Below are 14,778 nucleotides of genomic sequence, written 5' to 3'. Positions count from 1 at the left end.
ATGAAAAAGCTCATCACTTTGATTCTCGCAGCCAGCTTCGTTCTGGGCGCCGCTCTGAACGCCGCTGCTGTTGAGATCACCGCACAAGGCAGCTTTGACTTCGCTTGGGGTTGGATGGATCAGAGCATCTACAACAACACCAAGGCTTGGCGTCAAGGCAATGGCAGCGAAGATCAGTTCTACGCTCGCCAGCGTGAACGTATTCAGGTCAACTTTGTTGCTTCTGAAAACGTTTCTGGTACCATTTACTTCGAAATCGGCGAAGACGAATGGGGCGTTCCCGGCCAGGCTCAGATCGGCATGGACAACGTTTCCGTTGAAGTTCGCCGCGCTTACATCGAATTCAACGTTCCCAACACCGAGCTGGTCTTTCGTGTTGGTATGCAGGGTATGACCCTGCCCACCGCTGTTGTTGGTAACCCGATCCTGGGTTCCGGCGGCACGGACATGGCTGGTGTAGTTGCTGTTTACCCCGTAAACGACATGGTCACCATCGGCGCTTTCTGGGCTCGTCCTTACAACGGCTCCGGCCGTAGCGATGCTTGGGGCACCTCCGCCACCGCTCGTGGCACTGGCTCCATCAACGACGAGATCGACCTGGTCGGCCTCTACGTTCCTGTGACCATCGACGGCGTTATGACTGTAACCCCGTACGTTGCTTACATGGTTGCCGGTACCGACGGCCTGTACGCTCTGAACAACGCACTGTGGAGCACCAACGCCAACGCCGGTAACGGCTTCAACTTCCCCACCTCTGCTGTTGCTAGCGGCGCTGATGCTCGCTACAACAACGACTACCAGAACTTCTGGTGGGTTGGTGGTTCCGTTGATTTCAACATGCTGGACCCCCTGACCTTCGGTCTCGACGTTGCTTGGGGTACCTCTGTTGATCCTAGCGAAGCTTACCTGACCCGCTCCGGCTGGTACTTGGCCGGTCGTGTAGACTACCAGACTCCTTACGTTACCCCCGGCCTGATCGCTTGGTGGGCTTCCGGTGACGACGACAACATCTGGAACGGCTCCGAGCGCATTCCCAGCGTTGACGGTACCTTCCAGGCCACCACCTACGGCTTTGACGGCAACGGCGTTCTGAACTCCGGCGGCCTGCTTGGTCAGAGCGCTGAAGGCACCTGGGGTCTCGCACTCGCCCTCCAGGACATCTCCTTCATCGAAGACCTGACCCACCAGCTGACCGTAGCTGTCTTCTGGGGCACCAACGATCCCGAATCCATGCGTGACTACCGCGTAGGCGGCGGCGCTTGGAACCCTGCCTTCGTCAACAACAGCAACGTCATCCTGACCACTGCTGACTGGGCTTGGGAAGTTAACTTCGACCACAAGTACCAGATCTACGAGAACCTGGCTGCTGTTGTCGAAATGGGCATGGTTGACGTGCACCGCGAAAAGTATGCTTGGGAAACTCAGGCTGACCGCACCACCAACGCTGGTCCTCGCCTGTGGGATACCGAGACTGCTTGGAAGCTGGCCATGGGCCTGCAGTACCGCTTCTAGTACGACTCTGCTATGACGCATACCCTCGAGCCGGGGCCTTCGGGCCCCGGCTTTTTTTGTACCGCCTCAAACGCCACACCTCATCGCCACGGCCTCGACTTTTTTGGCATCCTCTTCTATGACAATGGGCACAAATTGAGCGACATTTAGGTACCTGGACCCATATATATCACGTAGCGAGCGCCCCTCCCAATTAGTAGGCTGCAAAGAGCAAGACACTTATTTTATACTATGCCATCGTTCTTGCGCGGCTTGAGGAAACACACAACACAATCTGACTGCGCCGTTACGCCACACAGTGGTTCCCCATCAGCTACGCAAGCACTGCAATTCAAGGAGCGACAATGCCTTGCCGGATACTGAAAAACCCTGAGCTTTCATCGATAACAACATGGCTGGAAAAACGTGCCGGAGCCGATGACGCAACCATCCGGGAGCGTGTTCAGGATATATTGACTGATGTTCACGAAAACGGAGACAAGGCCCTGGTGGAGTACACCCGGCGATTTGATTGCCCCGAATTCACTAAAGGCATGTTGCGTACGCCCCCTGATGCCCTGCGCAAGGCAGCCGCCAGCATTCCTGCCGCCGACCTTGCAATAATTGAGGAAGCTGTCGATAATATCCGCGCGTACCATGAAGCCCAGGTCCAGCATTCCTGGTGGCATACTGCACCTGACGGCATGGTGCTGGGGCGCATGGTCCGCCCTGTCGATAAGGCAGGGCTTTATGTGCCTGGTGGCCAAGGTGGAGAGACACCGCTTATCTCCAGCCTGCTGATGAACGCAATCCCGGCCCAGGTTGCAGGCGTTCAAGAAATTACGTTTGTTTCCCCCCCGCGTAAGGATGGTTCGCTGAACCCTTATATTCTTGCCGCCGCCCATGTTCTTGGCCTTGAAAACGTATTTTGTTGCGGCAGCGCATGGGCAATTGCCGCCCTTGCTTATGGTACGGAAAGCATCTCTGCCTGCGACGTCATCGCCGGCCCTGGTAATATCCACGTGACCACTGCCAAGCAGCTTCTCATCGGCCAGGTGGGCATTGACATGATCGCAGGACCCAGCGAAGTCGTTATCCTTGCGGAAGCGGCTGCCTTGGATGACATGGAAACGCAGGCCGCATGGCTTGCCGCGGACATGCTTTCCCAGGCCGAGCATGATCCCATGGCGTCTTCCATACTGATCACGCCGGACACGCCCCTGGCTGAGGCGGTATGCAAAGAGCTTGAACTGCAGCTGTCCAGTCTGCCCCGTAACGCCATTGCCACCAAGGCCTTGGCTGACTGGAGCGCACTTGTCATTGTCCCAGACCTGCATGCAGGCATGGAACTGGTCAACGGCATCGCCCCCGAACATCTGGAGCTGGTGCTTGCAGAACCATGGAGCGCTCTTGGTTCGGTGCGCAACGCCGGCGCTATATTCATGGGCGCGCACACGCCGGAACCCATTGGCGATTATTTTGCCGGGCCAAACCACGTGTTGCCCACCATGGGGACGGCTCGTTTTTCATCCGGACTGTCGGTTGAGACATTCTGTAAAAAGTCCAGCTTGATTGCCGGCAACAGCGCCTATGCCGCTGCACATGCCGACAAAATTGCACGGCTCGCGCGACTGGAAGGTCTTGAAGCACACGCCCGTAGCGTTGAGTGCAGAGTGAAGAAAGCCTAAATGAGGGGCGCCATTACGCGAAAACGCTCCTGAAAGAGCTTTTTCCGATCCTGTCTTTTTAAGAGCTTGCATGTTTAAGGGGTTAATGCCCCCTTTTAACAGCATAATTTTTGACAAGGGGGCCGTTGGAGAATCAATTTTAAAACATTTGTCCTCCAGCGACTCCGCTGCAACAGGAGTAATCACCATGCAGATTGTAACTCGTGTCGACATACCGGAACTGAAACTGCACTCCCGCGGCAAGGTGCGTGACATCTATGAAGTGGATGCAGAGACGCTGCTTATCATCACCACGGACCGCATGTCGGCCTTTGACGTGATCATGGCGGAACCCATTCCATACAAGGGTGTTATCCTTAACAAGATCACCCTGTTCTGGATGGAGCGTTTCAAGGGCATCGTGGAAAACCACATCAAGGAATCTGATGTGCACAAATTCCCCGCCCCCTTGGATAAATACGCTGACCAACTTGAAGGGCGCGCTGTACTGGTGCACAAGGCCAAGCCGCTCCCCGTGGAATGTATTGTCAGAGGGTACATTACGGGTTCTGGCTGGAAGGATTATCAAAAGAACGGCGCCGTATGCGGCCACAAGCTGCCTGACGGTCTGCGTGAAAGCGAAAAGCTTCCCACTCCCTTGTTCACGCCATCTACCAAGGCAGAACTGGGCGCCCACGACGAAAACATCAGTGTGGAGCAGGCCCGTGAAATGGCGGGCAAAGAACTGATGGAAAAAGTGGAGCGGTTGTCGCTGAACATCTTCAAGGCAGGCCGCGACTATGCCGAGGAGCATGGCATCATCATCGCCGACACAAAATTTGAGTTTGGCATGGTGGACGGCAAGTTGCTGCTCATTGATGAAGTGCTCACCCCTGATTCATCGAGATTCTGGCCGCAGAAGGGATACGAACCGGGGCGCTCGCAACCGAGCTTTGACAAACAATACCTGCGCGACTGGCTTTCCGCCCAACCCTGGGACAAAGAACCCCCTGCGCCTGCATTGCCTGAAGAAGTCATTGAGCAGACTCGCGCGCGTTACGTAGAAGCCTACGAAACGCTTACCGGGCTGCAACTGGGCGTCTAGCCTGACAGATCAAATCTCGTCCTGGGTCGTCCTGTAAAGACGCCAATGACGTCGGAACAGGACGTATCCCAGGACAAGAGAGCCCACAAAAAGTGCGATAGAAAGGCCCACCTGCCACTCGGCGCCCAGGCGGATGCCGCTGCCAAGGAGCGTGAAAAGCAGCGTCTGCGGCAGATACCCCAATACGGAGCCGGCCAGAAACCAGCGGAGGCGGGCATTGCTCACCCCCGCCATGAGATTGGTGGCCAGGTTGTTTGAAAACGGGAAAAAACGCAGCAGCAATGTGGTGCTGACAGTGCTCTTTGAAAAAATTTCATCAACGCGTTTGAGCCTTGCGCCAAGACGACGCTGCACAAAACCGCGTCCCAAACAGCGTGCGTAGGAAAAAGAAGCAATGCAGCCAAGACAGACGGCAAACAGGGCCAGGAATGTGCCGCCAACGACACCGTAGGCATAGCCGCTGAGAAAGGCCACTATTTGACGCGGCCCTCCTACCCCGGTGAACAACGCTCCCAGCAAGACAAATAGCAGTACACCGAGACTGCCCAGGCCTTTGATGTGGCTGTCCACCCATGCGGGCTCCAGCAAATGCTGCAAAGGAGTTGCCCGCAATAGAAGAAAAAGCAGCAAAGCCGTTATGGTAAAGATGACCGCTTTGACAATGGAGCGTTTCCTGAAGCGCTTTGCTGCGGCCTCATCTGCCCCATTGGTAACCTGCTGCGTTGTATCCGTTGCGTTTTCTTGGTGGCTCAATTCATGATCCTGCTTCATGGCGTGTTGAAAAGCCGGCATGGGCAACGTGTTCACTACGCATCGTCACCCTTCGCCGTAGCGAGTGCCTATCCCTTTTCAAGGGGAGAGGCAAGGACCACTCTCCTTACCACCTGACCATAAAACCTTACATTTGCACAATTGCAATGGAACTGTCGTGACACTGGAGGAGATTTCCAATATAATTATTAGGTAATGCTTACGAAGGATAAAAGCTCAGTAGTAATGCTATTCTGTGTTTGTCTCGTTCCATAGCCAATCTCATTCAGGAAACTTCTCGCATGACAAACGATGCCCAAATACGCCGCGTTGACGTCGACACCTTCAGCATCCCCATAGGCTCCCGTGTCATTATTGAACCTGCCGGGCTTGGGGGCAAAATTAAAACGTATTTCATTGGTATGGAGCGCAAAAGCTATTTTATTGTTTCACTTGCTCCCGTTATTGGTGAAGACAAACTGGCATACAACTATTTGTACAAAGGGAACAAAACTAAAATATTTTTCACCCAGGAAGGCGTCATAAACGGCTTCATGGCAAAAGTCATATTATATACTACATCACCATTTCGCCATATTTATTTTACATATCCAACTGATGCTGAAATTTGCAACCTTCGCAAAGCTACACGAACTGATTGTCATCTTCCGGCAAGAATCCCTATAGGTGGTAAGGAACGCACCTGCATGATCGGTAATATCAGCACATCAGGCTGTGGTATCACCTTGCGCAATATAAGCAGTGACATACTTGAACTCATCCCCAAAGACAAACCGGTTCCCATACGTTTTTATCTTGTAAAAAGCACAGAGGAACTTACCGCCATGTGCGAAGTAAAGAACTTGCGCAGGGAAAAAGATGGCGCAACATTGGGGTTGAAGTTCTGCAATCTGGATGAACATGTATCAAAACGGATAACGGAATTCATCACCTGGGTTCTTAACTATCGCCTGTAGCGCCAGAACCTCCAGCCTGATAACAGACCAAAAGAATTCCTTTCAAGCGCAGCAATAAAAAGGGCGTCACCGTTTTTCTGCGGTAACGCCCTGATATATTAGAACACGATTCACTCTACCAAAGGAAGGTATGGAAGCGTCTCACATGACCATCCTTATCCTTCGTGGGACAATGCCTTGAGCCTGCTGGACAAACTTTCCAGGTTATCCAGAGACTCAGCTATGTTGGCCATACCATTCGCTGTTTCTGCTGAAATGCGATTGATATCTTCCATGGAGCGATTGATTTCTTCGCTAGTGGCGGATTGTTGTTCCGCAGCCGTTGCAATCGCCTGAATCTGCGCCACAGTCGCCTCAATCAGCGAGACAATCTCCTGAAGCACGTCCCCTGACCTGCTTGCCAGGCCCGTGGCTTCATCCACAGCATGGGCAGCCTGCTCCATACCCTGTATATTTTTGGTGGCGCCATCTTGTATGGCGCTGATGGCGGTGCCCACTTCCTTTGTTGCGCCCATGGTCTTTTCAGCGAGTTTCCGCACTTCATCCGCCACCACGGCAAAGCCTCTGCCGGCTTCACCGGCGCGCGCCGCCTCAATGGCGGCGTTGAGAGCCAGCAGGTTGGTCTGGTCTGCAATGTCCTGAATTACGTCCATAATCTTACCGATGGAATCGACGCGCTCGCCAAGAGAACCCATGTCCCGCTTCAACTCTTCGGAAAGACTGGCGACTTTGCCGATGGCCGATACCGCGTCACCAACAACTCCCATGCCATCTCTTGCCCTGATGGTGGCCTGATCCCCCTGCTCCGCCGCACTGGCGGCATTGCGGGCTACTTCCAGAATAGTCGCGTTCATTTCTTCCATGGCAGTGGCAGTGGAGCCAACACGATCACTTTGCTGATCCGCCCCTTCTTGCGCCTGATTCACCAGAACGGAAACACTTTGCGAGGCATCGGCTATGGAACTGGCCGCCATCTGGATTTCCTGACCCACATTTTCCAAACGTCTCATATTCTCATTCAATGTACGCTCGTTATCGATCAGATCAGTAACGTCTGCAAGAACCTCAAAATAGCCGATCTTGTTGCCTTCGCAGTCCTGCACTACATCGCTGAACGGGCGCATGTGATGTATCTTCCCATCTATGTTCATTGAAATTATGGCTGATTCATGGCGGCTGCCTTTTGCCATCGCACACTTGATGGGGCAATCATTACCATCGCACATTTCGTGCTGGAAAAGGTCGCGGCACTGCATTCCCACGATTTCTTCACGCGACTTGTTGAAAAGCTTGGCAACCACATCGTTTATCACGATGATCCGCATGTCGTTGTCCACGGCAAACATGGGGTCAGGCACTGCGTTGACCATATTCATGTACATTTCCGAACCGCAAATGATGCTGTCCAACTTATTGGTCAGTCGGTTGAACCACATGGAAAGTTCGCCGATCTCGTCATTGCTATGAACAGGCAGTTGCGCCTTGAGGTCCGCCCTGTCTTCTGCAATATCCTTGATCTTTGTGATAATCGCATTGGTGGGGCGCTGCACCTTGAGCACAAACATCATAATGCCCAGAATAATGGCCAGACCGAGGGCCAGTACCAGGATCAAGCCGTTAATACCCGTCACGGAAGAGATCATGGCATTTGCCTGGCTTACGTCGCTGCTGTGCACAATGACGCCAATGGCGTTGCCCTGATAATCTCGCACCGGGAACCCGACAATGGCCTGATCCCCGTGAATCTCCATGGTCAACCCTTCCTTGGAGCGTGAAAGAAATGCTACATTGACAAGCTTCTGCACGCTGCCGTCTGCGGAAGGCACGGCAAGCACAAATGCTTCCGACACTACCGGGAATTTATCGGGGTCCTGCAACGCAGTCGTTATTTTAAGGAACTGCGCGTCCATGAACAACGCTGCGCCTTGGTTTGCATCTTGCGTCACCGCTGCAAGGACGGGGGCAAAGCTGGTAAGCACCTCCACAGACCCCAACTGCTTTCCATCCGCCGCCTTGACCGGGGCAATGCCGCGAATGACAAAGCCGCCGCGCCCCAACTCGATGCCTTTGCGGCCTTCACCAGTTTCGTTGACCTCAATGACAGTCTTGCGAAAGCTGGAAATATCATCAGAAATATCTACCCACTTGCCATCGCGCTTGGCCTGTTTTTCACGCCACAAACGCAGCAAACTGCGGGCGTTAGGCAAATGGAAGTGGAGCTGGAGATTTTCGCCTGTTTGCGATTTGTATCCTGACTGGAAGCTGTTCAGCGCCGCGCGGAGATTCTGCCGCGCCTCCTGAGAAGCTGGCGAGCGCTCATCGTCAATATCACCGGCAAGGGCCTGCTCATAGGCTGCAAGCACGGCGGGCAGTTGCGAAAACATGGCCGCCTTCTCATACACCTGTTGCGAAAGAATATTGATGCTTGATTCCAGCTCCTGATTGGTTGCTTCTGCCATCTGCTGCACAAAATTATCACGCAATTCTGACAGTTTGCCCTTTATCAACCAATAGCCACCAGCTCCAAACACAAGACCCGCCAGCACCAGAGGAAAAAAAAGTTTATACTTTAAACTGATTCGCATCCTTCCCCCCGTAATAAATGTACCAACTTTTTCAAGTATCTTCCGCCCACATACTGCAAAGGTGACGAATAGTGAATTATTATTACAAGAATTTATACAGGAAGGCAATAAATGTGCGTTTATTCACACATAAACACAAATAAAATCGCAACAACACATCAGTTCAGCTGTTTACAACACATACTAGACCTTTAAGGTATAAAATAAACAGCAAAAGCTATTGCAGCTTGCAATTCAGAAACAAAAAGGAAGGGAAATGAGGCAGGAATCAAGAGCGCGCTTTCTCTTGGTTATAGGTTTCGTAGTCCGGTGAAAGACAATTAAAGTTGCCGCCCAGCATCGACTTGAACTGCTCTTGAGGGTCTGCTTCAGGAGCATTGGCATGGTCGCATTTTGCCTGCATTTTTGACATACGCGTCACTTCATCTTTACTTCTATATTCCACAACACCGCAATAATTACACACAAACTGTGTTGCCTTTTTTTTACAAAGGCAATCAACCTTAACAAATTGATGCTTCCGCATTGCCATTCCTTTTCATACACCCTGATACAAAATAGTTATTGCAATAACTGCTTGTTTTTATATTCATGTGACAACATTTTAAGACCTGATCGCGCCACGTCTCAACATTGAAACTGGTGGCGCTTTTACTCCTATATGTCTCCTTTACTGTTCCGTAAAGGGTACCCCAACCACGTACACCCCCCTTCCCTGCTCTTCTTCCTTTTTTCTCATATAAACATGCGCATCCGCCTCTTGACCTTTGCTGTCTTGTTGGCATCATCGCCTCATTCATTACCGAGGGTGCTCACCAACCAAACATCCAACCATATAAAAGGCGCGCCATGAAAGCCAAAAAAAAGGGTGCTGCAAAACGAAGACAGCATAGCAATACTTCTGAAGAAATTCCTCCCTCATTGCTGGCGATGGGGCTGGAGGCGCATCGCGAGGGAGACACGACCACTGCCCGCGGGTTGTATGCAAAGATAGCACGAGATAGCCAGGAATTTCCTGAGGCCAGGCACATGCTGGGCATTCTGCACTTTCAAGAAGGCGAACTCGATGCCGCAGCCGCTTGCATCCGGGAATCTCTGCTGCTTGCCCCCAACAATCCCGCCGCAGTCGGAAACCTGGCGTCCGTTTATGCAGCCAGAGGCGAATATGCCCAGGCGCTGCCGCTGCTGGAACGCGGGGTTTCCCTGCGCCCGGACCATGGTCCGGCCTGGCGCGCCCTTGCCGATGCCCTGGCCGGACTCGACAGACTGCAAGAAGCCGCACAAGCCTACGAACGCGCCCTTGCATATTGGCCAGAGACAATGGACCAGGGCGCCTTGCCGCTGAATTACGCCGCCACGCTCAATGGCCTTGATCGCCACGAAGAAGCAGCTGCGCTTCTGAAAGAATTTCTCGGACGCAACCCTGCGAATCTCGCTGCCCACTGCAATCTGGGGCGCGCGCTCTCAGCCCTTGGCGAACTGGATGACGCGGTTGACGCATTCTCATGCGCCCTGCGCCTGGAACCTGACACAGGCAGCAAAGGGCAAGTGCTTCTTGGCCTTGCAGGCGCCCTGGAAAAACAGGGAGAACTCGACACCGCCATCCAATACGCACGTGAAGCCGTTGCGCTGACTCCATGCGAAGACACCTGGTTCAGGTTGGGGCACACGCTGCAAGGCGCCGGTGAAATCGAGGAGTCGGAACGGTGCTATCGCAAAGCCCTGGCGGAAAACCCGCGCTGCTTTGTGGCGATGAACAACCTGGGTGTGCTGGCCCTCAACGAGGGTGACAGGCAAAGCGCCGATGTGTGGTTCAGCAGAGCCAGAGATTGTGCGCCGGATTACGCGGAAGCATGGACAAACTGGGCAAACCTTCTGGAAAAGGAAGGCGATCTGCAGCAGGCAGAAATAGCCGCTCGCAAGGCCATGGAACTGGATGAATCCACATCTGCTCTCGTGCGCCTGGCATACGTGCTACAACGGCAGGGGCGCATTGATGAAGCCCTCCAACTCTACACCCGCTGTCTGGAGCTGGACCCAGCCGACGCCAAGGGCGTCGCACTCTATCTGGCTGGCATCGGACTGCGCGCGACCCCGGAACGCGCCCCAGAAGCCCACGTCCGTGAACTTTTTGACCAGTATGCGGGCATTTTTGACAGACATCTTCAGGAAAAACTCGAATACAAAGGGCCGGAGATACTCCTCGACGCGCTCACCCCTTGGCTGCGCAAACAAGAGATCGTGGACGCGGCCAGCAACGGATGGGACACCCTGGACCTGGGGTGCGGCACCGGACTCTGTGGCGCTGTTCTCAGTCCCTTTGCGCGCAGATTGGATGGCGTGGACATCTCCCGACGTATGCTGGCCAAGGCCAGAGAACGCGCAATTTACACAGATTTGCTGGAAGGCGATCTCGAAGAAGTACTCCTGGGGATGACACAGGACTACGACCTGATTGTCGCGGCGGACGTGTTTGTTTATGTCGGAGATCTGCACGCCGTTTTTACGGCAGCCTACAACCGGATGCGCCCCGGCGGCCTGTTCGCCTTCAGCCTGGAGCTTTTACAGTCCCCCCCCTCCGGAACAGAGAGCAAAGGATTTATTGTAGGCGAGAACAATCGCTACCTTCACGCGCCGGAATATGTGCGCGAACTGGCTGCAAATGCAGGCTTTACGCTCCACTCATTGCAGGAAGTGTCCACGCGCAACGAAGCGTCAGTCCCTGTTAAGGGTTTTGTGGTCGTGCTGGAGAAGCAGGCGTGATTTGAGAGAAGGGGCGCTCTCCCGCAGTCTATCCGGGAGAGCGCCCTTAATCAGTTGCCTTTGGGTGTGCTCTCATCGTGGTAGCGATGTGCGCCACAACGCCAAACCACCTTTTTCCGCCCCGGCGCATAGTGCGGGAAGACACGGCTGGATTCGCCGCAAATCTCGCAGGTATGGGGCTCCAGGCTATTCATCGGGAGCAGATTGTTCCGCTTCATAGCCTCGAGGAAGGAATACACGGCCGGCATTTTGGGGTGTCCTTCCAGACGCTCGCGATCCTGTCGGTTCAATCGCCCGCCCTGTGTTACACGCAAAGAAACCGACTTGCGTTTTGCCACAGTCATGGAGTTCTTGTTAAGCACCACCTGCCGTGGTTCGTCCCACTGGCAAATGACGCGCATCCGATCGAGATCAAGATGGATGTCTGTAACTGTACTTTTACTCATACTACTACCCCTGTCAGCGATAAAACAAACCTTGCGGGTTACGCAGGCTTGGCGTCTTCGCTGGTTGCAGCCCGGGCTTTTTCGGCCTGGGCCTGAATAGCCGTTATCGCCACCGTGTTCACAATGTCAGGCACGGTGCAGCCACGGCTGAGATCGTTGACCGGTTTACGCAGACCCTGCAGAACAGGCCCAATGGCGACCACTCCAGCCGCCCGCTGCACTGCCTTGTACGTGTTGTTACCGGTGTTGAGATCAGGAAAGATAAACACTGTTGCGTATCCGGCAACCTTGCTGTCCGGCATTTTTGTCCTGGCAACCTCAGGATCAATGGCCGCATCATATTGCAAGGGGCCTTCCAGAAGCAGCTCAGGCGCACGTTCCTTGGCGATACGCGTAGCCTCGACGACCTTATCCACATCCTGTCCCTTGCCTGAGGCGCCGGTGGAGTAGGAAAGCATGGCGACCCGCGGCGTAATGCCAAATATTTTGGCGGTATGCGCAGAACTGAGCGCGATCTCGGCAAGCTGTTGCGCGTCGGGGTTGGGGTTCACGGCGCAGTCACCAAAAACCAGCACCCGATCCTTCATGCACATCAGAAAAACGCTGGACACAATGGAGACTTCCGGCTTTGTTTTGATGATTTCAAAGGAAGGTCGGATGGTCTGACCAGTGGTCGTAATGGAACCGGAAACCATGCCGGCGGCATGCCCCTTGTAGACCATCATGGTGCCGTAATAGGTCGGGTCGGACATGCGGTCCTTGGCGTCGTCTATGAGCAGGCCCTTGTGCTTGCGCAACTCATAGTACGTTTGCACGTAGTCTTCGTAGTTTTCGCTCTTTACGGGGTCTACCACTTCGATATCACTACCGAATTGCAGGCCAAGAGCGGATACCTTGGTTTTCACCTTGTCCGGATCGCCCAGGATGGTGAAGGTGCCCACACCCCTTCTTGCCAGGATGTCTGCCGCCTGCAGGATGCGCTCGCTGCTGCCTTCGGGGAGGACGATGTGCTGCTTGTCTGCCGAGGCCTTTTCAATCAGCGTATATTCGAACATTTTCGGGGTGATGCGCGTGGAGACCGTTGTCACCAGACGCTCACGGAGCTCTTCGGAATTGACGTTATCCTTGAAAACACCCTGCGCCGTGGCAATCTTGTGCACATCCTCAGGGGAGATACGCCCATACAATTCCATGAGTCTACGGGCGGTCTTGTAGGTGTTGGTTTCCACGGAAAGCACGGCGACCGGAACACCAGTCCACCCTTCGATGAGGCGGTGCACGCTGGAAGCGGGCTGCAGGCCGCCTGTCAGCAGAATACCCGAAATGTCCGGGTATGAAGAAGACAGTCGCGAAGCCAGGCTGGAAAGGATGATGTCGGAGCGGTCGCCCGGTGTGACGACCAGGCCGCCTTCCTCGAGATATTCAAGGAAGTTGGTAATATGCATGGCTGCGATGATGTAGTCCTTGACCAGGGTGTCCAGCCTGCCGTGTCCATACAGGACCTGACCGCCCAGCCATTTCCGCACATCGTTGATAGTCGGATTACCCAGGCTGGCCTCTTCGGGGATAACGTAGACCAGCAGCGGCGTTTCACAGTGTATGTTGCAAACCAGGGATTCCTTGGCTTGCTGCGCTTCTTCCTTAGTGCCGATAAAACGGTTGGCAATCACACAAACAAGTTCGACACCCTTTTCTTCCAGGGTATCGATGGTCAACTGGGTAGAGGCAACCAGGTCTTCGACACTGCCCTTTCCTGTGGCGACCAGCAGCACGGGGCAGCCGATGTTTGCGGCAATATCGGCGTTGAGATCGAATTCAAAAGGAGCGTCCTTACCCAAAAAGTCTGTTCCTTCGCAGAGAACAAAATCATAACGGGATTCCAAGGACTTGTATTTCTGCAGGATATTCTCGAGCAACGTTGCGTGCTGACCGTTATTTATCAGCGCCCGCGCTTCAGAAAGCGTGTAGGCGTAAGTGTCTTCGTACTGAATATCCAACTTGTACTCGGAGAGGATCAAGTTGATATCATGGTCTCTGCCGCCCTCTTCGGGATCATTGATGATGGGGCGAAAGAAGGCCACGTGCTGAATACCGGATAGCAACAAGCGCATGACGCACAGCGCGATTGCAGACTTGCCGCTTTTCGCTTCTGTAGCGGTGATGTAGAGATTCCTGGACACGTTAGCTCCTTCGATTGTTTTCTCCGCCCACGTTCGGGTAGAGGAACGTGGACCATTACCTTATTTCTTTAACAAAGACCGTGCCATCATGTGCATCAGCTGGTAATCATTATACCCGAACGGCTGAAGGGGCAGGGCGTTGCGTCTCATAAGTCCATACACAGCCTGGATTCTGAAAAATCGGACAAACATCTACCCCTACCCCCTATTGTGCCTTTTTTTACAATCCTAGTCACTACAAAAAACAAATTTTTTCATCTAATAACCAATTTTTATAGGAAATTCCGCGACAGCCAGTGGCATCTCTGCAACACTTACAGCTATTCGCTTGCCATGCCAGGGAATTTCACCCTAACACACGTTGAAAATCTATACCCGAGCCACAGTTTTCTTAAAACAAACGCAAAACGAACTTGTGCACCCATGTTTCATTACGGCCATTGCAGTTTGCAATTCCAGAATAGACGCAGCTCATATTCTGGAATACAAGCTATACCGCGGGCTTCTGCGCAACTTTTGCACATGCGCCGTTTGTCTTACGCCTGTTGTGACATTTCTGCAACATGACATGTTCATTTTTGCACAAGTCTCGTTTACTGCAACAGAACTTGTACGTGTCATTTTTTTTGCGAAAGGGATGGACGGCATCCGAATTTTCAGACATTATGTTGTAGGAAATGTAGCAAAGGCAGCAAACCGGACCGTGTGGCCCCACTTTTTTTGCGCACAAGCAATTAAGTGCAATATGTCAGACAGTTACAAGTCAATTCTGACTATTGACAGGGGCCGCTCTACAGAGTGTTTTTGTGTTTTT

At 53.3% G+C, this 14,778-nt stretch carries 10 protein-coding genes; 5 read left to right on the top strand and 5 right to left on the bottom strand.

The annotated features are described in order from the left end of the window. The 3 genes from ACZ5EH_RS09445 to ACZ5EH_RS09435 all read left to right on the top strand — a co-directional run bounded on the left by ACZ5EH_RS09445 (position 1) and on the right by ACZ5EH_RS09435 (position 4,263). On the top strand, positions 1–1,512 hold the full coding sequence (locus tag ACZ5EH_RS09445) for an outer membrane homotrimeric porin (protein ID WP_464277875.1): 1,512 nt from the start codon (positions 1–3) through the stop codon (positions 1,510–1,512). A 344-nt stretch (positions 1,513–1,856) separates the two neighbouring features. Continuing rightward, a complete protein-coding gene (gene hisD / locus ACZ5EH_RS09440) occupies positions 1,857–3,179 on the top strand; it encodes a histidinol dehydrogenase (RefSeq protein ID WP_464277874.1) in 1,323 nt (440 codons plus the stop codon). Positions 3,180–3,366: 187 nt separating this feature from the next. Continuing rightward, positions 3,367–4,263 carry a phosphoribosylaminoimidazolesuccinocarboxamide synthase gene (locus ACZ5EH_RS09435; RefSeq protein ID WP_464277873.1) on the top strand — a complete coding sequence of 299 codons (897 nt, stop codon included), beginning with the start codon at positions 3,367–3,369 and terminating at the stop codon, positions 4,261–4,263. Positions 4,264–4,272: 9 nt separating this feature from the next. Here ACZ5EH_RS09435 and ACZ5EH_RS09430 read toward each other — a convergent pair whose 3' ends face one another. Continuing rightward, complete coding sequence (locus ACZ5EH_RS09430) at positions 4,273–5,070, bottom strand: TVP38/TMEM64 family protein (protein WP_464277872.1); 798 nt, start codon at positions 5,068–5,070, stop codon at positions 4,273–4,275. Positions 5,071–5,315: 245 nt separating this feature from the next. On the opposite strand from ACZ5EH_RS09430, the gene ACZ5EH_RS09425 reads away from it, so the two are divergent. Then, positions 5,316–5,990: a PilZ domain-containing protein gene (locus ACZ5EH_RS09425; RefSeq protein WP_464277871.1), complete on the top strand. Its 675-nt coding sequence runs from the start codon at positions 5,316–5,318 to the stop codon at positions 5,988–5,990. Positions 5,991–6,145: 155 nt separating this feature from the next. Here ACZ5EH_RS09425 and ACZ5EH_RS09420 read toward each other — a convergent pair whose 3' ends face one another. Together ACZ5EH_RS09420 and ACZ5EH_RS09415 are read right to left on the bottom strand one after the other, a co-directional pair. Next, entirely contained in the window at positions 6,146–8,575 is a 2,430-nt protein-coding gene (locus ACZ5EH_RS09420; RefSeq protein WP_464277870.1) for a methyl-accepting chemotaxis protein, read from the bottom strand. A gap of 268 nt (positions 8,576–8,843) precedes the next feature. Continuing rightward, on the bottom strand, positions 8,844–9,101 hold the full coding sequence (locus ACZ5EH_RS09415) for a hypothetical protein (RefSeq protein ID WP_464277869.1): 258 nt from the start codon (positions 9,099–9,101) through the stop codon (positions 8,844–8,846). Positions 9,102–9,424: 323 nt separating this feature from the next. On the opposite strand from ACZ5EH_RS09415, the gene ACZ5EH_RS09410 reads away from it, so the two are divergent. Further along, positions 9,425–11,338: a tetratricopeptide repeat protein gene (locus tag ACZ5EH_RS09410; RefSeq protein ID WP_464277868.1), complete on the top strand. Its 1,914-nt coding sequence runs from the start codon at positions 9,425–9,427 to the stop codon at positions 11,336–11,338. A gap of 50 nt (positions 11,339–11,388) precedes the next feature. On the opposite strand, the gene ACZ5EH_RS09405 is transcribed toward ACZ5EH_RS09410, so the two are convergent. Continuing rightward, positions 11,389–11,784, bottom strand: coding sequence for a hypothetical protein (locus tag ACZ5EH_RS09405; protein ID WP_464277867.1), 396 nt, complete (start codon positions 11,782–11,784; stop codon positions 11,389–11,391). Between the two features lie 38 nt (positions 11,785–11,822). Continuing rightward, complete coding sequence (gene pta / locus ACZ5EH_RS09400) at positions 11,823–13,964, bottom strand: phosphate acetyltransferase (RefSeq protein WP_464277866.1); 2,142 nt, start codon at positions 13,962–13,964, stop codon at positions 11,823–11,825. Positions 13,965–14,778: the final 814 nt, after the last annotated feature.

This window comes from Desulfovibrio biadhensis, from assembly GCF_055388615.1.
Note: the sequence above shows the minus strand (reverse complement) of the source record. Positions and strands in the feature narration are given on the sequence as shown.

Excerpts from the sequence above, each read along its gene's own strand:
- ACZ5EH_RS09445 (WP_464277875.1), top strand. The coding sequence starts at position 1 with ATGAAAAAGCTCATCACTTTGATTCTCGCAGCCAGCTTCGTTCTGGGC.
- hisD (WP_464277874.1), top strand. The coding sequence starts at position 1,857 with ATGCCTTGCCGGATACTGAAAAACCCTGAGCTTTCATCGATAACAACA.
- ACZ5EH_RS09435 (WP_464277873.1), top strand. The coding sequence starts at position 3,367 with ATGCAGATTGTAACTCGTGTCGACATACCGGAACTGAAACTGCACTCC.
- ACZ5EH_RS09425 (WP_464277871.1), top strand. The coding sequence starts at position 5,316 with ATGACAAACGATGCCCAAATACGCCGCGTTGACGTCGACACCTTCAGC.
- ACZ5EH_RS09420 (WP_464277870.1), bottom strand. The coding sequence starts at position 8,575 with ATGCGAATCAGTTTAAAGTATAAACTTTTTTTTCCTCTGGTGCTGGCG.
- ACZ5EH_RS09415 (WP_464277869.1), bottom strand. The coding sequence starts at position 9,101 with ATGCGGAAGCATCAATTTGTTAAGGTTGATTGCCTTTGTAAAAAAAAG.
- ACZ5EH_RS09410 (WP_464277868.1), top strand. The coding sequence starts at position 9,425 with ATGAAAGCCAAAAAAAAGGGTGCTGCAAAACGAAGACAGCATAGCAAT.
- ACZ5EH_RS09405 (WP_464277867.1), bottom strand. The coding sequence starts at position 11,784 with ATGAGTAAAAGTACAGTTACAGACATCCATCTTGATCTCGATCGGATG.